Annotated in this window: 19 protein-coding genes and 1 pseudogene; 11 read left to right on the top strand and 9 right to left on the bottom strand. The window is 70.7% G+C overall.

Annotated elements, in window-relative coordinates; genetic code table 11:
• Window positions 1–8: 8 nt before the first annotated feature.
• The 3 genes from AB0F17_RS25995 to AB0F17_RS25985 all read right to left on the bottom strand — a co-directional run bounded on the left by AB0F17_RS25995 (window position 9) and on the right by AB0F17_RS25985 (window position 3,837).
• Window positions 9–1,520 (bottom strand): ABC transporter substrate-binding protein, encoded by a 1,512-nt coding sequence (locus AB0F17_RS25995; RefSeq protein WP_358027398.1) that lies wholly within the window; start codon window positions 1,518–1,520, stop codon window positions 9–11.
• A gap of 55 nt (window positions 1,521–1,575) precedes the next feature.
• Window positions 1,576–2,463: a sugar phosphate isomerase/epimerase gene (locus AB0F17_RS25990; protein WP_358027395.1), complete on the bottom strand. Its 888-nt coding sequence runs from the start codon at window positions 2,461–2,463 to the stop codon at window positions 1,576–1,578.
• A gap of 135 nt (window positions 2,464–2,598) precedes the next feature.
• Entirely contained in the window at window positions 2,599–3,837 is a 1,239-nt protein-coding gene (locus AB0F17_RS25985) for an amidohydrolase family protein (RefSeq protein WP_358027393.1), read from the bottom strand.
• A gap of 157 nt (window positions 3,838–3,994) precedes the next feature.
• On the opposite strand from AB0F17_RS25985, the gene AB0F17_RS25980 reads away from it, so the two are divergent.
• The 6 genes from AB0F17_RS25980 (at window position 3,995) to AB0F17_RS25955 (ending at window position 11,622) form a co-directional block, all read left to right on the top strand.
• The gene (locus tag AB0F17_RS25980; RefSeq protein WP_358027390.1) at window positions 3,995–5,032 is read left to right on the top strand and encodes an Lrp/AsnC family transcriptional regulator; all 1,038 of its coding nucleotides are present in this window, start codon (window positions 3,995–3,997) and stop codon (window positions 5,030–5,032) included.
• A 245-nt stretch (window positions 5,033–5,277) separates the two neighbouring features.
• On the top strand, window positions 5,278–7,176 hold the full coding sequence (locus AB0F17_RS25975) for a BTAD domain-containing putative transcriptional regulator (RefSeq protein WP_358027388.1): 1,899 nt from the start codon (window positions 5,278–5,280) through the stop codon (window positions 7,174–7,176).
• Between the two features lie 292 nt (window positions 7,177–7,468).
• On the top strand, window positions 7,469–8,803 hold the full coding sequence (locus AB0F17_RS25970; protein WP_358027385.1) for an aminotransferase class III-fold pyridoxal phosphate-dependent enzyme: 1,335 nt from the start codon (window positions 7,469–7,471) through the stop codon (window positions 8,801–8,803).
• Window positions 8,785–9,819, top strand: coding sequence for an NAD-dependent epimerase/dehydratase family protein (locus AB0F17_RS25965; protein WP_358027382.1), 1,035 nt, complete (start codon window positions 8,785–8,787; stop codon window positions 9,817–9,819). The genes AB0F17_RS25970 and AB0F17_RS25965 overlap by 19 nt, the downstream gene beginning before the upstream one ends.
• An 85-nt stretch (window positions 9,820–9,904) precedes the next feature.
• Complete coding sequence (locus AB0F17_RS25960; protein WP_358027379.1) at window positions 9,905–10,816, top strand: UbiA prenyltransferase family protein; 912 nt, start codon at window positions 9,905–9,907, stop codon at window positions 10,814–10,816.
• 23 nt (window positions 10,817–10,839) lie between these two features.
• Entirely contained in the window at window positions 10,840–11,622 is a 783-nt protein-coding gene (locus AB0F17_RS25955; protein WP_358027376.1) for a BTAD domain-containing putative transcriptional regulator, read from the top strand.
• On the opposite strand, the gene AB0F17_RS25950 is transcribed toward AB0F17_RS25955, so the two are convergent.
• The 5 genes from AB0F17_RS25950 to AB0F17_RS25930 are packed head-to-tail and all read right to left on the bottom strand — an operon-like array spanning window position 11,612 to window position 16,538.
• Window positions 11,612–12,766 (bottom strand): endonuclease/exonuclease/phosphatase family protein, encoded by a 1,155-nt coding sequence (locus AB0F17_RS25950; RefSeq protein ID WP_358027374.1) that lies wholly within the window; start codon window positions 12,764–12,766, stop codon window positions 11,612–11,614. The two genes, AB0F17_RS25955 and AB0F17_RS25950, sit on opposite strands and share 11 nt — an antisense overlap.
• Window positions 12,763–13,806 carry a glycosyltransferase family 2 protein gene (locus tag AB0F17_RS25945; RefSeq protein WP_358027371.1) on the bottom strand — a complete coding sequence of 348 codons (1,044 nt, stop codon included), beginning with the start codon at window positions 13,804–13,806 and terminating at the stop codon, window positions 12,763–12,765. The genes AB0F17_RS25950 and AB0F17_RS25945 overlap by 4 nt, the downstream gene beginning before the upstream one ends.
• Window positions 13,807–13,809: 3 nt before the next feature.
• Window positions 13,810–14,826 (bottom strand): glycosyltransferase family 2 protein, encoded by a 1,017-nt coding sequence (locus AB0F17_RS25940; RefSeq protein ID WP_358027368.1) that lies wholly within the window; start codon window positions 14,824–14,826, stop codon window positions 13,810–13,812.
• Entirely contained in the window at window positions 14,823–15,524 is a 702-nt protein-coding gene (locus AB0F17_RS25935; protein ID WP_358027365.1) for a sulfotransferase family protein, read from the bottom strand. The genes AB0F17_RS25940 and AB0F17_RS25935 overlap by 4 nt, the downstream gene beginning before the upstream one ends.
• 6 nt (window positions 15,525–15,530) lie before the next feature.
• On the bottom strand, window positions 15,531–16,538 hold the full coding sequence (locus AB0F17_RS25930) for a glycosyltransferase family 2 protein (protein WP_358027362.1): 1,008 nt from the start codon (window positions 16,536–16,538) through the stop codon (window positions 15,531–15,533).
• A gap of 171 nt (window positions 16,539–16,709) precedes the next feature.
• Between AB0F17_RS25930 and AB0F17_RS25925 the strand changes: the two genes are divergently transcribed.
• From AB0F17_RS25925 to AB0F17_RS25915, 3 genes are read left to right on the top strand one after another with little or no spacing between them, the layout of a single operon-like run.
• Window positions 16,710–17,933, top strand: coding sequence for an endonuclease/exonuclease/phosphatase family protein (locus tag AB0F17_RS25925; protein ID WP_358027360.1), 1,224 nt, complete (start codon window positions 16,710–16,712; stop codon window positions 17,931–17,933).
• 32 nt (window positions 17,934–17,965) lie between these two features.
• The gene (locus tag AB0F17_RS25920) at window positions 17,966–19,045 is read left to right on the top strand and encodes a glycosyltransferase family A protein (RefSeq protein ID WP_358027358.1); all 1,080 of its coding nucleotides are present in this window, start codon (window positions 17,966–17,968) and stop codon (window positions 19,043–19,045) included.
• On the top strand, window positions 19,042–20,052 hold the full coding sequence (locus AB0F17_RS25915; protein ID WP_358027356.1) for a lysylphosphatidylglycerol synthase domain-containing protein: 1,011 nt from the start codon (window positions 19,042–19,044) through the stop codon (window positions 20,050–20,052). Before AB0F17_RS25920 ends, AB0F17_RS25915 begins: the two co-directional genes overlap by 4 nt.
• A gap of 153 nt (window positions 20,053–20,205) precedes the next feature.
• Here AB0F17_RS25915 and AB0F17_RS25910 read toward each other — a convergent pair.
• Window positions 20,206–21,414: pseudogene (locus AB0F17_RS25910) on the bottom strand (MFS transporter); the annotation flags it as partial.
• 228 nt (window positions 21,415–21,642) lie between these two features.
• On the opposite strand from AB0F17_RS25910, the gene AB0F17_RS25905 reads away from it, so the two are divergent.
• Both AB0F17_RS25905 and AB0F17_RS25900 read left to right on the top strand, forming a co-directional pair.
• A complete protein-coding gene (locus tag AB0F17_RS25905) occupies window positions 21,643–21,939 on the top strand; it encodes a type II toxin-antitoxin system Phd/YefM family antitoxin (protein WP_358027354.1) in 297 nt (98 codons plus the stop codon).
• Entirely contained in the window at window positions 21,936–22,175 is a 240-nt protein-coding gene (locus tag AB0F17_RS25900) for a hypothetical protein (RefSeq protein ID WP_358027351.1), read from the top strand. Before AB0F17_RS25905 ends, AB0F17_RS25900 begins: the two co-directional genes overlap by 4 nt.
• The last annotated feature ends 356 nt before the right edge of the window (window positions 22,176–22,531 follow it).

Here is a 22,531-nt window from a genome sequence, read left to right as displayed (position 1 = left end):
ACCGGCCGCTAGTGGGCGGGCTTGAAGTTGTAGATCGGCGGGTACTGGAAGCCCGGCTGCGGGGTCACCGTCACGTTCTTCGTGGTCGCGAAGACGTACCGTATGACGTCCCAGGGCGCGTGCCACGCCTGGTCGACGACGTAGGCGTTGAGCTGCTTCATCAGGGCCGCCCGCGGCGCCCCGGTCGCCGACTCGATCCGCGAGATGAGGGCGTCGACCTTGGGATCCTCATACTTGGCCGGGTTCCATGTCGCGTTCTTCTTCAGTTGGAGCTGAACCGTGCCCCAGTCGCTCGGGGCGCCGAGCTTGAAGAACGACATCGGGTACTTGCCGGACAGCATGGTGGTGAAGATCTGGTTGGTGGGCAGGTTCTGCAGCGTGACCTTGACCCCGATGTTCTGCAGCGCCTGGGTCAGGGCCGCCTGCTGCTGGGGGAACAGCGACGCCATGTCCGGCATGGTGACCGAGAAGCCGTCCGGGTAGCCGGCCTCCGCCAGAAGCCGCTTCGCCTTCGCCGGGTCGTAGGGATATCTTTCGTCCAGGGACGCGTCGTAGGCCGGCTGATCGGGATCGAAGACCTGCGTGGTGGCCTTGCCCAGGCCCATTTTCACGGTCTTGACGATGCTCTGCCGGTCGAAGGCGTGGTTCAGCGCCTGGCGGACCTTGAGGTTCCCCAGCGCGGGCACCTTCTTGCCGGCACGGTCCCAGATGAACAGGCCTTCGATGTCACCGGAGGAGTAGACGACGGTCTTCATCCCGGCGTCCTGGACGGTCTTCACCCTCTGGGGGCTGACCAGGGTGCCGTTGATCTGGCCCGCGAGCAGGGCGTTGGTCCGCGCCGTCGGGTCAGGAAGCAGCTTGATGACGATGGTGTCGTAGGGGAAGGCCCGGGCGTTCCAGTAGCCGGGGTTGCGCACGTAGGCGTACTGCTGGCCGGCGATGGTCGCCGAGGTGTCCAGCCGGTACGGACCCGAACCGATCGGGGTCTGCGGGTCCGTCAGCGCCTTGGGGCTGGCGATCATCCCGGAGACCTGACCTAGCGCGGGGAGCAGCGTGGGGCTGGGGTGGCCGAGCTTGATGGCGACCGTGGTGTCGTCCACGGCCTCGACCCCCGTGATGTCCGACAACTGCGCGGCGGCCGTGTCCGCGCCGCCCTTGGTGTGCAGGAGGTTGTCCTTGACCACCTGGGCGGTGAGCGCGGTGCCGTCGGTGAACGTCAAGCCCGTGCGGAGCTTGAGGGTCAGGGTGGTCTGCGGGCCGTCGTAGCTCCACGACAGCGCCATGTTCGGGGCCGGGGCGCCCTGAGCGTCGAGGCGGATCAGGGTGTCGTAGACCGGCTGGTAGTAGTAGGCCTCCGGGCCGATGCTGGCCTTCGCCAGATCCCACGGCCTGGCCGGCACCGATTGGGCGAGCGTGAGCACACTGCTCGTTCCGCCGGACGCGGACGCTCCCCCGCTCCCGCAGGCCGCCGCGCCGAACATCAGAATTCCCGCTCCTATGAGCGTTGCTGTCTTACGCATGGTTTCTCCACCGGTTCTTTCTCCCTCGATCCTTCTGCGCTGGCCGTACGGACCTTCACGTCTGCGCGGCAGCCCAGGCTCCGCACAACCGGACGCTGTCCTCCGGTGTCGCCTGGGCGCCGCGGTCGACCTCGACGATCAGCCAGCCGTCGAAGTCCTCCGGCAGCGCCCGCAGGAACCCGTCGATGTCCGCCTCGCCCTGGCCCGGTTCGGACCACAGGCCGGCCAGGACGGTCCGGCGGTAGTCCCAGCCCTCGTTCTTGGCCCGCTCGGCGAGCGTCAGCCGGAGGTCCTTGATGTGGACGCTCGCCACCCGGTCGGCGTAGTCGCGGACGAGCTGTGCGGCGTCCGCGCCGGCCCAGGCCAGGTGGCCCATGTCCGGGCCGAAGGCGAGCAGCGAGGCGTCCACGGTGTCCAGCACGAACCGGGTCTCCTCCTCCGTCTCGGCCCAGGTACCCACGTGCGGGTGAAAGGCCGGAGTGATTCCGCCGGCCCCGATGACGCCGGCCACCTCGGCCAGCAGGTCCCGCACCCGTTCCAGGCGGTCCTGGTCGGCCAGGTGACCGACCGCCGGCCGGGCCACGCGCGGCGCGTCCTTGGCCATGCCCATGGCCAGGAACATCGTCGGCACACCCAGCACCGCGTGTTGCTCGGCGAGGCGGGCGGCGTTGTCCATGAGCTGCCCCTTCTCGGTCGCGTCGTCGCTGAGCCGGGCCGGCAGGTACCCCGGCGCGGCACTCAGCCCGTGATCGGCGAGCGACTTCGCGTAGTCCTCGACCGTCACACCGGCGGGTACGGAGCTGTGCACGGCCGTGAGTCCGGCCTCACGGATCGTCCTGAGCTGCTCGTCCAGCGACGGCGCGAGGGAAGGGTCGATCCAGCCATCAGGGCTGGCCACCCACTGCAGGGGGTTGATCGCGATGCGATTGCGGCTGATCTTCATATCTGTTCCTTTCCGGAGGTCAGGTGTGGCGTGGCTCGGGGCGCGCGCAGGTGCCCTCAGTGCCGTAGATCTCGATGCGCGGCAACTCGCGGGCGGTCTGGCCGGCGCTGCCGAGGAAGGTGTCCGGGAGAGTCCTCAGAGCAGGTTCTTGCGGATGACTCCGGCCTGAGCGACCAGGACGACGCTCTGCGGACGGCCGAGGAGGGAGATGTCGGCGAGCGGGTCGCCGGCCACGACGACGAGATCGGCGATCTTGCCTGTCTCGACGGTGCCGAGGGTGTCGGCGAGGCCGAGCAGCTCCGCCGAGGTGCGGGTGCCGGCGACGATGGCGGCCATCGGCTCCATGCCGAGTTCGACGAGGTGGGACAGTTCGCGCAGGTTGAACCCGTGGGGCGTCACTCCCGCGTCGGTGCCCACGGCGATCTTGACGCCCTGGGAGATGGCGTGGGCGATGTTCTCTTTGGTCACGCCCGCCCAGCGGGACTTCTTGCGATAGTGGTATTCGGGCATGCCGGCCGGGTCGAGTGGCCGGAACGCGGTCGCCAGGGTCGGCACCAGGAACGCGTCCTGCTGACGGGCGAGGTCGCACAGCTCGTCGGTGATGCCGTAGGCGTGCTCGACGCTGGTGACCCCGCTGAGCAGCGCGTTGCGGATTCCGGCAGCTCCCTGCGCGTGGGCGGCGACCTTGCGGCCACGGTGCCGGCGTCCCTCGGTGACCGCCGCCCGCATCTCCTCAATGGTCAGACCCTCGTCGTCGGGATCGTCGTGTGGGCTGCCCATGCCCCCGGTGGCGCACACCTTGATCACATCGGCACCGTCCCGGAGCATCCGGCGAGCGGCCACGCGTACTTGGTCAGGGGTGTCGGCGAGCTCGGTGAGCCAGGGAGCGGCGTTGACCCCGCTGGGCAGCGAGCAGTCCGCGTGGCCGCCGGTATGCCCGATGACCTTCACGGCGACCTGCAGGCGAGGTCCCTCGATGAGACCTTGCTCGATGGCCGTACGGAAGCCGGCCGGAGTGCCGCCCAGATCGCGGACGGTGGTGACTCCCGCGTGCAGGGTCTCGCGCAGTCGACCGGCGGTGGCGAAGACGTCCACGACCGGGTCGGCGCCGAGCCCCTCGGTCAGCCGGCGGCCGGGAGTCATGGCCATGTGGACGTGACAGTCGAAGAACCCCGGCAGCAGGGTGTGCCCGGCCACGTCGATCACGACCGCCTCGGGGGTGGCCGGTGCCCCGGCGGCGGAGCCGGCGTAGCGGATCCGGCCGTCCTCGTCGGTGATGACCGTGGCGTTCGGAACGGGCGGGGCGCCGGAGCCGTCGATGAGCACGGCGCCTTCGAACCGCAAGGCTGTGTCGCAGGCCGGAGCCCAGGTCATTGGCTGTCTCCAGGGGTGAGTTCGCGCCGGTGGCATGGTGCCCTTAGGCCGGTAGTCTCGGTAGGGCATTCGCCGCACTCAGCAAAATCGCCGGATTTTTTCACCACGGACGGCTGAATGCCAGATTACGTTCAACTTTGACATGCAGGGATGTGACATGGCCGACCGGCCAGACTCCACCGCGCAGCAGCCCGACGAACTCGACCTGGCGATCGTCAACGCCCTGCAGACCCACCCCCGAGCCCCATGGTCGCTCGTCGGCGAGGTCCTGCAGGTCGACCCGGCCACGGCGTCACGGCGCTGGCGCCGGATGCGGTCCGCCGGTCATGCCTGGGTCACCGGCTTCCTCACCAACGGGTTCACGCAGGAATGCGGGGCGATCCTGGAGATCAACTGCCATCCAGGACGCGTCATCGAGGTCGCCGAGACCCTGTCGGCGGATCCGCAGGCCTACGGCATCAAGCTCATGAGCGGACGCCGGGACCTGGTCGCGTTGGTCGTGGCGCGGAACCTGGAGGCGCTCTCGCACTACCTGCTCGAACGACCCGGCCGGCTACCTGGCGTGGCGCGCATGGGCAGCTACCTGATGGTCGGTGACGCACGGGCCAGCAGCCGCTGGCGGCTGCGCAACCTGGAGCCCGCCGCGGCGGCTCGCCTCACCGAGGCGGCACGCCCGCGACCGGCCCCGCCCGTCGTGCTGCGGGAGGTGGACCATGCCCTGGCCGGCGCGCTGGCCCGGGACGGCAGGTTGGGCCTGGCCGAACTCGCCGCGGAGATCGGCACCAGCCTCGCCACCGCCCGCCGCCGGATGAACGCGCTGCTGGGCAGCGGTCAGCTGACGCTGCGCTGCGACATGGCGCGGACGCTGTCGGGCTGGCCGGTCACCGCCTGCTTCTGGGCCCGGGTGCCGATGGACTCACTGGCCGAGACGAACAAGGAACTGGCCGCCATCCCCGAGGTCCGGGTCGCCTTCATCACCGCCGGGCCGCAGAACCTGTATCTGGAGGCGTGGTTGCGTACCACGTCGGACGTGGTGCGCTTCGAGGAGCGGCTCACCGCCCGGCTGCCCCGCATGACGGTCGACGACCGCGCCATCACCCTGCGGGTCATCAAGCACAGCGGACGAATCCTCGATGCGGCGGGCCGGTGCGTGGACACCATTCCCCCGTTCTCGGCGATGCCCCGGCAACACTGATCGAAAATGGGGAAGTCAGGCCGTTCGAGGGCCGTATGGCGAATCACGCCCGACTCCCGGCCAAGGAACCGGTCAAGACGGATTTCTCGCGCCACATATATCGATGCGGCGATAAATTTCAGCCTGCACGGAACCGCTCCCACAGCACTGGCCCCCGGTTATTCAAGACGCGTAATCTTCTTATTCGATCCATGTGCAATCGTACGGTTCCCGTTGGTGAAACCCCCGCGCTGCAGGGTGGTCGTATGGATTTCAAGATCCTCGGGCCGATCGAGGTTCGTACCTCTCGTGGGACGCCGATCGCGCTCGGACGCCGAAAACAGCGCGTACTGCTGGCCGCCCTGCTGCTCAACACCGGCAAGGCGATCCCCAGCCGGCGCATGCTCGACTGGCTGTGGGGCGAGCACGCGCCCGCCACCGCGCAGTCGAACCTCTACACCTACATCTCAGCGCTGCGCAAGGTGCTCGACTCCCCCTCCCGCATCGAGGCGGGCCCCAACGGGTACCTGCTGCGCGTCCAGCCCGGCGAGGTGGACGTCACATTGTTCGAGGACCTCGCCGCGCAGGGGCAACAGGCGCTGTCCGCCGGACGCCACGACGTCGCGCTCGAACGGCTGACCCGGGCCCTTTGCCTGTGGCGCGGCGAGTCCGTCCTGGAAGAGCTGCCCCTGCCCGCGCCGCTGCGCTGCGAGACGGCTCGGCTGGAGCGGCTGCGGGCGAGCGTCGTGGACGCCTCGCTGGAGGCCCGGCTGGCGCTCGGCCAGCACGGCGACATGCTCGCCGATCTGGAGGCTCTGACCCGCAGGGACCCGCTGAACGAGCGGCTCAGGGCACAGCTCATGCTGGCCTTGTACCGTTCCGGCCGCAGGGCCGACGCGCTGACGATCTATCAGGGCGCGCGGATGACGCTGGCCACCGAGGTCGGCATCGACCCCGGCCCGGACCTGGTCCGCATGCACCAGCGCGTCCTCACCGACGACCCCGCCCTGACGCCGCCGCCGGCGGTCGCCGCCCGCAGGGCCCCGGCCGAGCTGCCCATCGGCTCGGCCGCGTTCACCGGCCGGGCCGCCGAGATCGCCCGCCTGTGCGCGATGCTGACCTCGGCCTCCGGCGCGACCGCCATCTCGGCGATCACGGGCGCCGCGGGGGTCGGCAAGTCGGCGCTGGCCGTGCACGTCGCCCATCAGGTGGCGGGCCGGTTCGCGGACGGGCGGCTCTACGTGGACCTGCACGACTCCACACCCGGCGTCGCGCCGCTGAACCCCGCCGACGTCCTGGCCCGCCTGCTGCGCTCGCTCGGCGACGACACGGCCGGGCGGCCCGACGTGGACGAGGCCGCGGCCCGCTTCCGATCGCTGACCGACGGCAGGCACCTGCTGCTCCTGCTCGACAACGCCCGCGACGCCGCGCAGGTGCGCCCGCTGCTGCCCGCGAGTCCCACCTGCCGGGTGCTGGTCACCGCTCGCCGGATGCTCACCTCGCTGGACGCCGCCTCGCACTTCCGCCTCGGCGTCATGGCCGAGGACGAGACCTCGACGCTGCTCGGCCGCCTGATCGGGGAGGAGCGCGTGGCAGCCGAACAGCGGGCGGCGCGCTCGATCGTGCGGCTGTGCGCCGGGCTGCCGCTGGCGATCAGGATCGCCGCCGCCCGGCTGATCGCCCGGCCGGGACTGTCGCTGCGCGCCCTGGCCGACCGGCTGGCGGTCGACGACCACCGCCTGTCCGAGCTCCAGGCCGACGATCAGGCCGTACGGGCCTGCTTCATGATGAGTTACCGGAGCTTGGACGCCGAGTCCTCCCGGATGTTCCGGGTGGTGAGCCTTCTCGACGGCACCGCCATCAGCGTCGCGGCCGCCGCGGCCCTGGCCGACCGCCCCGAGCCGCGCACCGCCGACCTGCTGGACCACCTCGCGGAAGCCCAGCTTCTCGAGGTATGCGGCCACGACCGGTACCGCATGCACGACCTCCTCCGCCTGTTCGCCCGCGAGCGGGCCAGACAGGAGGGCACCGAGGAGGACCAGGCGCTGGCCGTCTGGAGGGCGCGGCGGGACGTCTGGACGCCGCCCGCTCAGCCGGCCACCTACATGACCGCGGGCCGCCCCGCACGCGGGAAATCATCCCTATTCGCCGCGAGATTCGACTGATAAATACCCGGCGATCCGCCCCCGGGCGCCCTTTCTCCTCCGCCGTCTCGCAGCCCCGCCGCCGACCTACACACATGTGCATGGTTAGAGGTATAGGCGGATTCGACATTGTTGGCGACATGTCTCACCTTTTCTCACCGCCGAGAAGAAGGCCGGGCACCAGCGAAATCCGCGCGAACCGGGAAGGGCGGACGTGTCTGAACTGATCGGCGTTGACGAGTGTGAAAGTTTCACCGTAAAACAGGTCCAGGATCTGTACAGAAGGTACGTCAGCCGCAGTCAGGTCAACCTCATGACCTCCTTCGGCTTCGGCCGGGAACTCGTCGAAAGCGCCGAGGGCGCCTGGATCAGGACCCGCGACGGCCGCAAGGTCCTTGACGTGACCGGCGGGGTCGGTGTACTCAACCACGGCCACAACCATCCCCGCATCCTTCAGGCCCGGCGCCAGTTCGCCGACCGCCGGCGCATGGAGGTGCACAAGGCGTTCTTCTCGCCGTACGTGGCCGCCCTCAGCCACAACATCGCCACGCTGCTGCCGGGCGACCTGAGCATCTCCTACTTCCCGAACTCCGGCGCCGAGGCGAACGAGGGCGCCGTCAAAATGGCGTACAAGTATCACGAAGGACGCCGCAACACCATCCTCCGCTCCGACATCAGCTTCCACGGCAAGACCCTGGGCGCGGGCAGCCTGACCGGATCGTCCGAGAACTCCTTCCCCTTCCCCGGTCTCCCCGGCATCGTCGTCTACCCCTACGGCGACGTCGCGGCCGTCCGCGCGGCCATCGAGGCCGCCCGCGGCCCCGACGGCACGTGCGACGTCTACGCGATCATGGCCGAGCCGTTCAGCGCGTCGAGCATGCGCTGCTGGACCGAGAACGACCTGTACGAGCTGCGACGGCTCTGCGACGCGAACGACATCATGCTGATCTTCGACGAGGTCTACACGGGCTGGGGCAAGACGGGCAGCCTCTTCTACTTCATGCGCTACCCCGACCTGCTGCCCGACATCCTCGTCTACTCCAAGTCCCTCGGCGGCGGCAAGGCGTCGATCGCCGGGTACACCGCCCGCGAGCCCGTCTTCCGCAAGGCCTACGACCGGCTCTCCGACGTCATCCTGCACAGCACCACCTACTACGGTTTCGGCGAGGAGACCGTCACCGCCATCGAGGCCGTCAACATCGTCGTCGAGGACGACTACCCCGCCAGGGCACGGCAGATCGAGCGCATCCTGGGTCCCGGCCTGCAGAACATCCACAAGCGCCACCCCGACGTGGTCGGCCGGGTGAGCGGGGTGGGCGCTCTGTGGGGCGTGTTCCTCGGCGGCGGGCCCAAGGTGCTCGACCTGGCCGCCAAGCTCGCGCCCGGCTTCTCCGGCGACCCGCAGTTCCGCACCAAGCTGATCACCCTCTCGGTCATCGCCGACCTCTACCGCGAGCACGGCATCGTCTCCTACTACAGCCCGAACGCCGACAACCCCCTCGTCGTCGCGCCGACCCTCGCCATCGCACCGGAGGACGTCGAGTATTTCCTGGACGGCCTCGACAAGACGCTGGCCAAGGGCCTGCCGCGGTTGCTCGCCGGGTTCGTGCGAGAGAAGGTGGGGTCGCGATGGCCCGCCGGGTCGTAGTCACCGGCAGCGCCGGGATGCTCGGCGGCCACCTGGCCCGCCGGCTCGTGCTCGACGGCCACGACGTGCTCGGGGTGGACCTGCGCCCCCAGGACGACCCGCTGCTGACGGCGGGGCACCGGATCGGCGACGTGCGCGACCTGCCGCTGATGACCGAGGCCATGACCGGGGCGGACGCGGTCGTCCACTGCGCCGGCGCGCTGCCGAGCTACCCGGCCGAGCAGATCCACGACCTGATCGTCGGAGGCACCCGCACCGTCCTCGCGGCCGGGCGCCGAGCCGGCGTGGAGCGGCTGGTCCACATCTCCTCCACCGCCGTGTACGGGCTGCCGACGCTCGTGCCCACGCCGGAGGACCATCCGCGCGCGCCGGTCGACCCCTACACCAGGGCGAAGGCCGCGGCCGAGGAGCTGGCGGAGAAGTACCGGGCCGACGGCATGTGCGTGCCCATCCTGCGCCCCAAGACCTTCCTCGGCCCCGGCCGGATGGGCCTGTTCGCGATGCTCTTCGAGTGGGCCGAGGAGGGCCGCAACTTCCCGGTGCTCGGCAGCGGGGACAAGCGCATCCAGATGTTCGCGATCGAGGACCTGGTGGACGCGGTGGCCCTCGTGCTCGACGCGCCGGCCGACGTCGCCGGCGACACCTACAACCTGGCCGCCGCCGAGTTCGGCACGCTGCGGGAGAACTTCCAGACGGTTCTCGACGCGGCCGGCCACGGCAAGCGGGTCGTCTCGCTGCCCGCGGGACCGGCCCTGGCCGGGCTCCGGCTGCTGGAGCGCAGCCGGCTGTCCCCGGTGTACGGGCGGCTGGCGCTCAAGCTGCTCGCCGACTCCTATGTCAGCATCGACAAGGCCCGTGAACGGCTCGGCTTCCAGCCGAAGCTGTCCAATCAGGACGCGATTCTCCGCACGTACGCATGGTGGCGGGAACACCGCCCGGCTGTCTCATCGGGCGGTGCGACGAGCCGTGACGCGTGGCGGCAGGGCGCGCTGTCGCTGGCGAAGATCTTCTTCTGAGCTATCGGGGTTAAGCATGCGCCTTGTCGAATCGCCAGACGTTCCAGAGAGCCCGCAGCGTCAGGAAGCGGCGCAGGAGCGTGCCGTGGAAACCCGCACGAGCCTGGTCGCGGATCTGGCCGCCCTGATCCGCCCCTCCCACGCGGCCAAGGCGATCCTGCTCGTGCCCGTGGCGCTCATCGGCACATCCTCTGTCAGCCTGGCCGAGGTGGTCGGTGTCATCTGGGCCACAGTGGCGTTCATGGTCGCCTCCGCCGCCGTCTACATCGGCAACGACATCGCCGACCGGCACCGCGACCGCCTCCATCCGGTCAAGCGCAACCGCCCCATCGCGTCCGGCCGTGTGGGGGTGCTGACCGCGGGCGCCTGTTGCGCCGTCCTGCTGGCGGTGCTCGCCGCCATCGTCGCCCGGGAACCGGTGTCCTCCTGGCCGGTGCTGGTGTATCTCGTGCTCAACGTCGCCTACAGCCGCGTCCTCAAGCACATTCCGTTGGTCGACGTGGGCACGGTCGCGGCCGGCTTCGTCCTGCGCGTCGTGCAAGGGTATGAGGTGACCGGAGACCGGGCGCCCGCCTGGCTGCTGATCACGGTGTTCTCGATGTCCCTGCTGCTGCTCATCGGCAAGCGCCGCCAGGAACTGCTGGAGGCCGGGGCCGTCCACCGGCCCGCGCTGCGCGGCTACTCGATGGAGCTGACCAACTGGCTGCTGCAGATCGCCTCCGTACTCGCCCTGGTCTCCGGACTGATGTACCTGCGTGACGAGGGACCGTTCGGCCCGCAGCACGGCCAGACGGCGATGATGCTGTCCACCCCCTTCGCGCTCTTCGCCCTCTTCCGGTATCTGCAGATGCAGCTCGTGGACAAGGAGAGTGACCCGGTGCGCGTGCTGCTGCGCGACCGCGTCATGCTCGCGAACTCCATGTTGTGGGCCGCCACCCTCGGTGTGATGCTCGTGCTCGTCCACCACCCGTCCCTGGCGGCGATCGTCCACCTATGAGAAATGATTGTGAGAGGAAGGCGATGGACGTCCGCTTACTGGGACCGGTCGAGGTGATCGTCGGTGACCGCTGCGTCCCCCTGGGACCACCCCAGCGACGCGCGGTGCTGGCCGCCCTGGCGATCGACGCCGACCGTCCCGTGTCGCTCCGCACGCTGATCGAGCGTGTCTGGGACGATCCGCCGGACCGGGCGACCGACTCGCTGTACGCCCACATCACCCGCCTGCGGCAGGCGCTCACCGCGACCGGGGTCTCCATCGAGCGCCGGAACGGCGGTTACGCGCTCGACGTGGACCCCGAGCGGGTGGATGCCTACCGGTTCCGGCGGCTGGCCAAGCAGGCGCAGCTACGCGCCCGCGACGACGCCGCCCGGACCCGGCTGCTGGCCGAGGCGATGGAACTGTGGCGCGGCGCGCCGCTGACCGGCATCCCGGGAGAGTGGGCCGCCCGCATGCGGTACGGCATCGAGCAGCAGTTCGTCGGCGCCGTCGTCACCTGGGCCCAGGCGCACCTGCGCCTGGGCCGCCCCGACATCGTGGTCACCGAGCTGACCCCGCTGGTGCCGCGTTACCCGCTCGCGGAGCCCCTGGCGAGCATGCTGATGCACGGCCTGTGCGCCCTCGGGCGCGGCGCGGAGGCGGTGGCCCTGTACGCCCGCCTGCGCGGATACCTCGCCGACCACCTGGGCATCGAGCCGGGCCCGGAGCTGCGCGCGCTGCATCTCACGATCCTGCGGGCCGGCAAGGACCCGCTGACCCGGCCGGTCGGCCGGCCCGGCCTGCTGTACGCCCAGGTCACCGGCTGAGCGAGAGCACCAGCCGCTGCCCGCTGTGGTCGGACAGGCCGTTCGAGCGGACCAGCCGATACTCGTGGACGGTGATCTCCGGCGTGGTGTACGCCCAGTCGATCCGCCACCACGGCCACCGGTCGTCCCAGGTGGCGGGGTAGAGCGAGCGCAGCGCCGGGGTGGCGTCGGCCATCCGCCCCGGCACCTGGCGCAGGATGCCCATCGCGGGCGAGGCGTTGAAGTCCCCGGCCAGGACGGCAGGCAGCGGGTTCGCCTGGATGTCGGCCGCGAGCACGCGGAGGTTGGCCTTGCGTGCCTCGTGCTGCGTGCGGTTGAGGCTGAAGAGGTCGAGGCCGCCCGCGGACGGGTCGACCGGCGAGTTGATGTGGGAGTTGTAGAACGAGACGGTCCGGCTCCCGATGCGCAGGTCCGTGCGCAGTGTCTTCACCGTGTAGAAGCCGGGCCAATCGGAGCCGGGCGGCACGGGCGTGTCCCGGCCGTCCTCCGGACGCAGGTCGAGCCCGTGTTCCAGGACGATGGGGAACCGCGACAGCGTGACCATCTCGCTCGCCGCGGCGATGTGGAACCCGGGGAACTCCCGGCGCAGCGTGTCCAGGTCGTTCACCCGGATCGGCCGGGAGTCCGCGCCGAAGTAGACGTACTCCTGCAGCAGCAGCACGTCGGCGTCCTGAGCGTGGAGGTAGCGGTAGAAGGCGGCGACGTCCCGCGGGGGTGTGCCGGTGGGCGGGGGCATCGCGCTGCCCAAGGACTGGTCCCAGTACCAGGTGTTCCAGGAGAACACCTTGATCGCGTCCGTCGGAGCCGGGACGGCGCGGTGCCACAGTGAGGCGAGGTTGAGCCCGCTCACGCCCGCACCCAGCGTCAAGGACGCCAGCGCCACCGCGGCGGCCGCCCGGCGCGCGCGGCGCGCCGCCAGGGCCGCGACGAGCAGCAGCACGGGAACGGCCGCCAACGCCAGCGGCGGGACGAGCTCGGGGAGCTGCCACCACCACACCCGGCCGGACAGGACGCGGTGCGACACCACGAACACCAGCCAGGCGCTCGCCGCGCACAACACCAGCGGGATCCTCCGGCGCACCCCCGACGCCCGCCGAGAATCGCGGGGGCGCGTGACGGCCTGTGTGGTATCGGCCGCCGTCACGTGGCCGCCTCTCCGGTGGCCGAGGGGCGCATGGTCAGGTCGGAGTCGTAGAGCCGGCGGAACCTCGCCGAGCACAGCCACCGGACGACCCCGGCCGCCACCCCGGCGGCGATGGTCACGTTCACCAGGAAGTGCACGGCGCCGAAATAGAGCAGGAACAGCGGGCCGCGCCTGCGCAGCACGAAGCGGTACATGCCGAGGTCGGCCAGCAGCGACACGGCCAGGGCGAGGGCCGCGGGCGCGGCGCCGACCGGGCCGAGCAAGATCGCCAACGGCGACACGGCCACCGCCGCCAGCGCGGCGAGGCTGCCGCCGGCCCGGCTGGAGGTCTCGAACCCGCGGGCGAAGCGCCGCCGACGCGCGTACAGCGGCACCCGGGCGCGCCCCCGCCGGTACAGCTTGCGCAGCAGCCTGAACAGCTTGTCGTCGTGATCGTGCCGCGAGCGCACGGCGGCGGTGAGCACCATCTCGTACCGCTGGGTGAGGCGGTGACCGTAGTCGACCTCCTCGGTCTCGCGCAGGCGCGTGTTGAACGGCCCGATGTCGTCGAACACGCGGCGCGGCATCGCCATCAGCGCCGGGAACAGGAACGAGATGGGCCCCTCTGAGCTGACCGTCCAGTAGTGGTACTGCAGCGCCCGGTACTCCTCGACGAGGCTGTCGCGGATCAGCGGCTCGGGGTCGTGAACGCTGCACACCGCGCCGAGCCGGGGATCGGCGGCGAGCATGCCCACCGCCACCTCGACGGCGTCGGGGTAGGGGGCCACGTCAGAGTCCACGAATACCAGGATCTCACCGCGCGCGTGCGCGACGCCGAGATTGCGCGCCCCGGCCACGCCCATGTTGCGTTCTGTGCGGATCACCCGCACGCCGAGCCGCCGCGCGATCTCAACCGAGTCGTCGGTGCTGCCGTCGTCCACGACGATCAGCTCGATCGGCCGGTAGGTCTGCTCCTGCAGCGCGCGCAGGCACAGCTTCAGCGAGGCGGCGTAGTTGTAGTTGGGCACGATCGCCGACACCAGAGGCCCTTGCTCGGTCATCGCTCACACCTCGGCCGGGAGGTCGTATATGCGGCGGAACCGGCTGGACAGCAGGCACTGGGCCGCGCCGGCGAACACCGCCACCGCGACGGTGACGTTCACCAGGAAGTGCACCGCGGTGAAGTACAGGGTGAAGCGCGCGCCGGCGTAGCGCCGCACGAAGCGGTACATGCCCAGGTCCGCCGCTATCGAGCCGGCCAGCAGCACGACCGGCGCGGCCAGCCAGGCCGGGCCGAGCACCACCGGCAGCGGCGCGCTGAGCACGGCGAACAGAGCGGCGAGCGAGCCCCAGCCTCGGCTGCTGTTGGCCGGGCCGCCGTTGAAGTCCGGGCGGCGCAGGTACAGCGGGATGTGCAGGCGCGCGCGGTGGAAGAACTTCGACAGCACCACCTTGAGCCGGTCGTCGTGGTCGTGCCGGCCCCTGATCCTGTTGTCCAGCACGATGCGGTAGCGCTGGGTGACGCGGTGGCCGTACTCGGCGTTCTCGCTGTGGCGCAGCGCGGGGTTCAGCGGGCCCACCTCGCGGAAGACCTCCGCCCGCATGGCGAAGAGCGCGGAGTAGATCGTGGTGATCTCGCCCTCGTCACCGGAGATCCAGTAGTGCAGTTGGAGGCTGCGGTACCGCTCCACGAGGCTGTCGGGGATCAGCGGCTCCGGGTCATAGGTACCGCACACCACCCCCAGGGTGGGATCGGCGGTGAGCAGGTTCACCGCGTGCTCGACCACGTCCTCGGCCAGCGCCAGGTCCGAGTCGAGGAAGAACAGCACCTCGCCGCGCGCGTGCTCGGCACCGAGGTTGCGCGCCGCCGGGGCGCCGATGTTGGTGTCGGTGACCACGACCCGCACCCCGTGCCGGTGGGCGATCTCCACCGAGTCGTCGGTGCTGCGGTCATCGACGACGATCACCTCGATGCTCGGGTACGTCTGCCGCTCCAGCGCGCTCAGGCACAGCTCGAGCGTGCGGGCGTAGTTGTAGTTCGGCACGATGACCGAGACCAGTGGCCGTGCCTGCGGCGTCATCGGTGCTCCCCTCGCCTGGTCCGGCGCAGGAGCAACGGCAGGGGCCGGCCGAGGCCGCTCCTGGTGAAGTCCGAGGCGCCGTTCACCCGGGGGAAGGGCGCGGCCGGGACCGGGACCTCGAGGAACTCGCACAGCGGGCCCCAGCCGTCGGCGACGTCGAAGACGAGCAGCCGCTCGGCCGGGACGGCGGCGACCACCCTGGCCGCATGCTCGGCGAAAAGCTGGACGGCCCGTTCTGGCTCCCGGTCGGCCGGGGTCGCGAAGGTCCGCGCGTCGAGGGTGCTATCGATCATCTTGACGAACGTGGCGAGGTCGGTGCCGAAGAGCGACGACAGCAGGATGGCGGCCCTGCCCGGCAGCGACTCGATGCGCCGCCGCTGCGCGAACAGAGTCCGCCGCATGCTGGCCAGCCAGCGGTCCGGATCACGCGTGGTGAGGATGACCTTGGCCTTCGGGTAGTACTCGGCGAGCCGCTGCCAGTAGGCGGAGGTCGGGCCGTCCACGCACGACTCGTAACCGACGAGCAGGTGGTCCCAGTTCACCTCGCGGGGCGTGGCGGCGGCCAGCCATGGCCTGATCTGCTGGGGGTGGGCGAAGACGTCCACCATGTGGTGGCACGGCCCGAAGCCGAGCCGCTCCAGCGCCGACTTGAGGGAGAGCGTTCCCGTCCGGCCGAAGCCGGTGCCGATGATCTGCATGGCCGCTCAGTCCCGGGCCGCGAGAATCCGGGCGGGCTTCTCCCGGCGGCCGAGCACGAACCGCTGCAGGACGCCCACCGCTCCCCCGAGGGCGCCGGTGAAGGTGACGGCGAGGTGGACGCCGGAGAAGTAGAGGCCGAACGCGACGCCCCGCTGGGTGTAGGCGAAGCGGTAGGTGCCCGCGTCCAGGGCTATGGCGGCGGCGACCAGCGCGGGCGGGACGAGTGCGCCGGCGCGGCCCGCCACCACGGGCAGAGCGAGCGCCGGGACGGCGGCGAGCAGCAGGACGCCGCCGACCGCGCGCGGCACGGAGTCCCCGGGCGTCTCCCCCTTGTGCCAGTCCAGCGCGCTGAGGCGGGCGCGGCGGAGCACCTTGCGCAGGATCGTCCCCACGGTGGCGTCGTGGTCCTTGCGGCCGCGTATCGCCTCGCTCAGCTTCACCTCGTACGAGCGCGTCACGCGGATGCGGTAGTCGGAGGAGACGGTCTCGCGCAACCGCGGGTCGAAGGGGCCGATCTCGGCGAACACCTTGGCGGGGATCGCCAGCACGGCCGCGTGCAGCTCGAGCGTCGGCCGATGGGCGGGCATCCACCAGCGGTGCATCTGCAGGGCGCGGTACTGGGAGGCCAGGCTCTGGGAGAGCAGCGACTCGGGCCGCAGGATGCCGCCCAGGGCGCCGATCCGCGGGTGGGACGCCAGGATCCGTACCGCGTTCGCCACGGCGTCCGGATCGAGGGCGATGTCGGCGTCGAGGAAGAACAGGATCTCCCCGCCGGCGTGCTCGGCGCCGAGGTTGCGCGCGGGAGTCGGACCGCCGTTGACCTCGGCGCGTACCACCTTGGCGCCCTTGGACGCGGCCACCCGCGCCGCGTCCTCGGTGCCGCAGTCATCCACCACGATGACCTCTATATGCGGATAAGTCTGTTCCGCCAGCGCATCCAGGCAGAGTCGTAACACGTCAGACCGGTTATAGCTGGGGATGATGACCGAGACTAGCGGACGCTCCCGACTCATGATGTGCTCCATTGGCCGTGTCCAGACCTCGTGTCCGGTTCACGGTAGGCACGGCGACTTGTCCCATTCTTGTCGCGCCGAACGCGCCTGCTCGGCCGCCGCCGCTGACAAGGATGCGACAAGGACTTCTGAGTACGTTCGACGCCGGCCCACCCACCGAGGATGGTGTTGATGCGCGACGGGGACGCAGTGACCGAGCAGCGGCTCACCTCCACGCCGCCCCAGCCGGAAAGGTCCTGGGCGGAACGTGTCAGGCGTTTCGTCCGCCCGCGCCGGCGCTGGTGCTGGGGCACCAGACTGGTCGTGACCGCCTCGGTGGCATGGCTGCTCTTCGTGCTCTGCCACCTGCTGGCCAGCGGGCGCACCTCGCTGTGGGCCCCGATCGAGCTGATACCGCCGCCGCTGTTCCTGGTGGTCCCCGCGCTGCTGCTGGTCGTGGCGCCGCTGGCCCGGCCGGTGCGCTGGCGGATCATGTCACTGCTGATGGTCACCGCGGTGCTGGGCGCCGGGTCGAGCGGGGTCAACTACGCCACCCTCTGGTACACACCGCCGCCCGCGAGCGCGGGAAGCATCACCGTGGCCGCCTGGAACACCGAGTTCTGGGACCAGGACTGGCGCACGGCCGAGGGCGACCGGTACTCGCCCGAGTTCTATGCCTACCTACACAAGCTGAACGCCGACGTGTACCTGCTGACGGAGTACCTCTACGTGAACACCCGGGCCGGGGACATGCGGTCCCAGCGCTGGACCGCCGACCTGGCGATGCGCATCGACAAGCTGGCCGAGCTGCGCCGTGAGTTCCCCGGCTACCAGGTCGCGGTGTCCGGCGAGCAGATCACGCTCTCGCGGTTCCCGATCGTCGGGCACCGCGGCCTGGACCTGCGCCCATGGCTGCCGGCCGACCAGAAGGAGATCCCCGAGGCGCTACAGGGCTGGCCGGAGGGCTACACGGTCGAGACGCTGCGCACCGACATCGACGTCAACGGCACGGTCGTCTCCTTCTACGACCCCCAGATCGCCCAGCCGCCGCTCGAATGGCGGCTGTACGACGCCGAGTCCCGTGACGTCGCCTTCAGCAAAACCCTGCGGCGGGAGGCGAGTTACCGGGCCATCGGCGCGGACATCGCGGCCAACCCCCATCCCGTCGTGCTCGCCGGCGACCTGAACACCTCCCCGGCGATGGGCATCCGCCGCCTGCTCCCCGAGCGGCTGATCGACAGGACGCCCGCGCTCTCGTCCCTGTATCCGGCGACCTACCTGGCCGGGACCGCCGAGCTGTGGCGGATCGACTGGCTGTACACCAGTCCCGACGTGACCGTGCACCGCTACGAGCTGCCCGGCGCCGAGGGGCTGTCCGACCATCGGGCCCAGCGCATGGTCGTGTCGGTGTCCTGACCGGCGCGGCCCGACCGACGAAGGGACCGGATATGCCCGACGAGCTGCCCTGGCGTGATGACGTCGCGGTCATCGTGCCGAACTACAACAAGCGCAAAACCCTGCGGGCCTGCCTGGAGTCGGTGTACGCGCAGACCTACCGCCCGGCCGAGGTCATCGTCGTCGACGACGTCAGCACCGACGGCTCGCTGGAGATAGCCCGGCAGTTCCCGTGCACGATCGTCCAGCCGCCACGCAACCAGGGGCCGTCGGGGGCCCGCAATCTCGGAGTGGCCGGCAGCGCGGCGCCGCTGCTGTTCTTCGTCGACTCCGACACGGCACTCGCCCCTGACGCGATACACAACGCGGTCAAGGCCTACCGGGAGACGCCGGACTGCGGCATGGTCCAGGGCATCTACGACATCGAGCCGCTCTACGACGACGGCCCGGTCGAACGCTATCGCGTTCTGTGCGAGCACTACGAGCGCAGCCAGACCACGGCGACGTTCCTGTCCTGCACCCTGATCCCGCGCCACGTCTTCGAGGAGACGGGCGGGCTGGACGAACGGCTGCGCGATGGCGAGGACTTCGAGTTCGGCACGCGCGTCCCGGCCCGCTACCGGCTGGTCGTCACCACCTCCGTGGTCACCAAGGCCGACGACGAGGACCGGTTCTGGGGGTGCCTGGCGGAACGGTTCGTCCGGTCCACCACGCTGCCGGTGATCATGGTACGGGCGCGGCGGCTGCGTGGTGAGGGCAAGGTCGGCTTCCAGCTCGACATGATCGGAACGGGCCAGAACAAGCGCAAACCACCCCGGGTCTCCTCCGCTTCGGCGACGGCCACGTTCCTCACCCTGCCGCTCGCGCTCGTCAGCCCCTGGCTGCTGGCCGTGCCGGCGGCGACGCTCGCGGTGTTCCTCTGGAGGAACCGTACGTTCATCGGCTTCGCCCGCCGATACCGGGGCACCCGCTTCGGACTGTGGGTCGCCTGGATGCAGCTCTGCTTCCACACGGCCTTCTTCCTCGGTGCCTGCGTGGGGCTGCTGCGCGTCGCCTACGAGCTGGGCCGCCGGCAGGGAGAGCCGGTCAGGACAGGCCTGGCCCCGGCGCCGTCGGCTGGGCCGCGCGAGTGAGCTCGATCAGGCTGCCCCGGCTGCCCCGGCTGCCGCGTCCGCTGAAGCTGGCGCTGGTCGCCGCGTTCGCCCTCGCCGTCATGACCGCGATCGCGTGGACGATGTCCCGGCTGGACTGGAGCGTCGTCGGTGTCCTGTTCACCCGCCGCGACGCCGGGCAGATGAGCCTCCTGCTCGGCGGCTCGCTGCTGGCGAGCATGGCGGGACTGTCGCTCGGGTTCCTCGGCTGGCGCGTCGTGCTGCTGGAGACCGGCCCCCCGGTCAGCGGGCCGCGCGTGGTGCGGATCTTCTTCGTCGGCTTCCTGTCCAAGTACCTGCCCGGACGGGTGCCCGGCATGATCGCCGCCACCAAGGTGGCCACGGCCAACGGCGTCACCTTCGCCAGGCTGATGACCACGGCGGCGCTCGTCATGAGCCTGGTGCTGCTGAGCGGGTTCACGGTCGGGCTGCTCGCGGGCGTGCAGCTGCTGGGGGCGCAGGCGGCGTGGCTGGCCGGAGCCGCCGTACTGATCGTGCTCGTCCTGGTGCGCCCGCACATCGTCAACCAGGGCTCCGCGCTCTTGCTGCGGCTGCTGCGCCGCCCCGCGGCGGCCAAGGCCGCCTCCGTCCGGGGAGTGCGGCTCGCGGTCGCCTGGCAGAGCCTGTCATGGGTGGTCACAGGGCTGCACCTGTGGCCCCTGGCCATCGCGATGGGTGCGTCCCCGTCCCGCTCACTCATGCTGTGTGTCGGCGCGTTCACGCTCGCCACCTCGATCGGCATCGCGAGCGTGTTCATCCCCGACGGGATCGGCGTCCGCGAGGCGGTGCTCACGGCCGCGCTGACAGTGGTGCTGCCCGCCCCGGCCGCCGCGGTGGTGGCCCTGGCCAGCCGTCTGGTCTCCACCGTCGCCGAGGTGCTGCTCGGCGCGGCCGCCCTGGCAACCGCCGAGTACCTCATCCGCCACAGACGGGCCGATCCGCAGGAGACCCTTCAGCCTGCGGCGTCGCCCCGGCCCGGGAGCCGGTGACCGTGGTGGACTCCGACGCAGTACGGCATGGGCCAGCACGCCTAACGCGCCGGCGACCGGCACGGACAGTCCGGCCAGCATCGCGGCCCGCCAGTCGCCGCCGTCCAGCGTGCCGAAGAAGACAGCGCCGGTGATCGTTCCGCCGAGCACACCCCCGGTCTCCTGAACGGTCCCGAGCACCCCGGCCGCGGCTCCCACCCGCTCGGGGCGTACGGCGGACAGCACCGAGGAGAGCAGCGGCGACATGAGCAGCCCCATCCCGGCCCCGACCACAAGGAGGGCCATGGCCACCTGGTACGGCTGCGCCGCACGCGCCACGACGTCGTACAGGAGGCACAGCCCGAGCAGCAGCACGGTGGCGCCGAAGCGTCCTGGGCGGAGCGAGGCGGCGATGAAGCCCGCGTTGAGCGCGGTGCACACGGCTCCGGCGGCGAGCGGGCCGAGGCCGAGGCCGTCCTGCAGGTAAAGGGCGAGCACGAACGACAACCCGGCCGAGGTGCCGAAGAGCAGCGCCACGGCGACCAGGCCCCAGGCGAACGTCCTGTCCGTGAACACGTCGAGGTCGAGCAGCGGGGTCCGCCTCGAGTACACCAGCCGCCGCTGCCGGCGGACGAACGTGATCAGAATCGGACCAGAGGCGGCCAGGCACCCCCAGGCCCACGGCGGCCAGCCCTGTTCACGGCCCTCGACCAGCGGCAGCACGACCGCCACCAGCCCGGCGGCCACAAGCCCGGCCCCGACCACATCGAGCCCGGCCCGGCGTGCGTCGGGCCCGGCCCGCCGTATCGGTGACGGCAAGGGCGGCGGGAGCAGGCGTCCGGTCATGGCCAGCGCCGCGGCGCCGATGGGCACGTTCACCAGGAAGCAGGCCCGCCAGCCCAGTCCCAGGTGGTCGGCGGCCACCAGCGCACCGCCGATCACCTGGCCGCTCACCCCGGCCAGGCCGACGGCCGTGCCGTACCAGCGGAAGGCCGTGGCCCGGTCGGCGCCCCGGTAGAGCTCCCCGAGCAGCGTGAGGACCTGCGGCGCGAGCAGCGCCGCCGCGACGCCCTGCGCGACCCTGCCGGCCACCAGCCAAGCCGCCCCGCCCGCGAGCCCGCACCCCGCCGACGCCAGTGTGAACAGCGCCAGCCCAACACGGAACACCCGGCGATGCCCATACAGGTCGCCGAGCCGCCCGGAGACGATCAGCCCGGCCGCGTACGCCAGCCCGTACCCGGCGATCACGAACTGCACCGAGGCGTGGCCCGCCCGCAGGTCGGCGCGGATGGACGGGAGGGCCAGGTTCGCGACGAAGAAGTCCAGCGTGGTCACGAACACCGCGACCAGCAGCACGGGTAGGGCCGCCCAGCGGGTAGTCATGAGGGCTCCAAAGACCGAGGAAGGTAAGGGGAGGAACGTCGGCAAGAACACCGCAGCGCGGTGAACGGTTGCCCCTCACGCTGGAGCGCCGGAGGGCGGGAGATGCGAATCGGGTAATGTTGCACAAGTTGGTCAGGTTGTACAACATCTCCCGCCGGCCGCGTATCGTAGAGCCGTCCGGGCAGAGCGACCCCGGTGCAAAGCAGGAGAACACCCCGGAGGATCCACATGACCATTGAGGCGCTGGGCATCGCCGAAGCCCGCACCCAACTCGGCACCCTGGTATCCCGCGCCGTACACGGCCACCAGCCCACCACCATCCGCCGTTCCAACAGCGAGCGCGCCGTCCTCATCTCCGAGCAGGATTACGAGGAACTGCTACGCGCCCACCGCGAACTGGAGGCCGCCCGCGTGGCGGAGGCGATCGCCGCCCACGAGCGAGGCGAGCGCGAGATGATGACGTACGACAGCAAGGCCGCCCTGTACGCCGACCTTGACCTCCCAACCCCCGGCGAGCGCTCTTGAAACGGCTCCTCCACGTAGATGTCCCGGTCCGCGAGATCCTGAGTCATGCCGCGCCCGGCCTGCGCCTCATCATCGCGGACATCATGTTCGACCTCGCCGAGGACCCTGAGCCGCTCGCGGCCGTGCCGTATGGCGGCATTCCCCACGCGTTGGAGTTGCGGACCGACACTTTCCGCGTGGTCTACACCCACAGCGCGGATCACGTCTCCATCTGGGTCCTCCAGATCAACACCTGAGCCCAGAGCAGCCAAGAGCCCCCAGGAGCCTCCATACCGCTCCCCTGGATCTCACGAAGATCGCGAGACGCGTGACGTGCTGTCGGGCCGCGTGGAACGGTGAGCGGGCATACCGCGAATATCTGGCACGGGGACGGAAGCGTTGTTGGGTGGCTCCGACGATGGGCGCGGAGACCAGCGGGTCGCGCAGCACCCAGGCGAGAGCGACCTGGCCATGGTCACGCCGCGGGTTTCCGCGACCTGCTGCACGGCGTCGATGACAGGCTCGTCGTACGGACTGTCGAAGGACCGCACGACGTGGTCGGTCCGCCCGAACCACAAAACGCGGCCGCGATCCCCGGGCCGAAGGCATGGTC

It is taken from the genome of Nonomuraea sp. NPDC026600 (genome assembly GCF_040638335.1).
Taxonomy (GTDB): domain Bacteria; phylum Actinomycetota; class Actinomycetes; order Streptosporangiales; family Streptosporangiaceae; genus Nonomuraea.
This window is presented reverse-complemented; position numbering and strand designations above follow the sequence as displayed.

Excerpts from the sequence above, each read along its gene's own strand:
- AB0F17_RS25995 (WP_358027398.1), bottom strand. The coding sequence starts at position 1,520 with ATGCGTAAGACAGCAACGCTCATAGGAGCGGGAATTCTGATGTTCGGC.
- AB0F17_RS25990 (WP_358027395.1), bottom strand. The coding sequence starts at position 2,463 with ATGAAGATCAGCCGCAATCGCATCGCGATCAACCCCCTGCAGTGGGTG.
- AB0F17_RS25985 (WP_358027393.1), bottom strand. The coding sequence starts at position 3,837 with ATGACCTGGGCTCCGGCCTGCGACACAGCCTTGCGGTTCGAAGGCGCC.
- AB0F17_RS25980 (WP_358027390.1), top strand. The coding sequence starts at position 3,995 with ATGGCCGACCGGCCAGACTCCACCGCGCAGCAGCCCGACGAACTCGAC.
- AB0F17_RS25975 (WP_358027388.1), top strand. The coding sequence starts at position 5,278 with ATGGATTTCAAGATCCTCGGGCCGATCGAGGTTCGTACCTCTCGTGGG.
- AB0F17_RS25970 (WP_358027385.1), top strand. The coding sequence starts at position 7,469 with ATGACCTCCTTCGGCTTCGGCCGGGAACTCGTCGAAAGCGCCGAGGGC.
- AB0F17_RS25965 (WP_358027382.1), top strand. The coding sequence starts at position 8,785 with ATGGCCCGCCGGGTCGTAGTCACCGGCAGCGCCGGGATGCTCGGCGGC.
- AB0F17_RS25955 (WP_358027376.1), top strand. The coding sequence starts at position 10,840 with ATGGACGTCCGCTTACTGGGACCGGTCGAGGTGATCGTCGGTGACCGC.
- AB0F17_RS25945 (WP_358027371.1), bottom strand. The coding sequence starts at position 13,806 with ATGACCGAGCAAGGGCCTCTGGTGTCGGCGATCGTGCCCAACTACAAC.
- AB0F17_RS25940 (WP_358027368.1), bottom strand. The coding sequence starts at position 14,826 with ATGACGCCGCAGGCACGGCCACTGGTCTCGGTCATCGTGCCGAACTAC.
- AB0F17_RS25935 (WP_358027365.1), bottom strand. The coding sequence starts at position 15,524 with ATGCAGATCATCGGCACCGGCTTCGGCCGGACGGGAACGCTCTCCCTC.
- AB0F17_RS25930 (WP_358027362.1), bottom strand. The coding sequence starts at position 16,538 with ATGAGTCGGGAGCGTCCGCTAGTCTCGGTCATCATCCCCAGCTATAAC.
- AB0F17_RS25925 (WP_358027360.1), top strand. The coding sequence starts at position 16,710 with ATGCGCGACGGGGACGCAGTGACCGAGCAGCGGCTCACCTCCACGCCG.
- AB0F17_RS25920 (WP_358027358.1), top strand. The coding sequence starts at position 17,966 with ATGCCCGACGAGCTGCCCTGGCGTGATGACGTCGCGGTCATCGTGCCG.
- AB0F17_RS25905 (WP_358027354.1), top strand. The coding sequence starts at position 21,643 with ATGACCATTGAGGCGCTGGGCATCGCCGAAGCCCGCACCCAACTCGGC.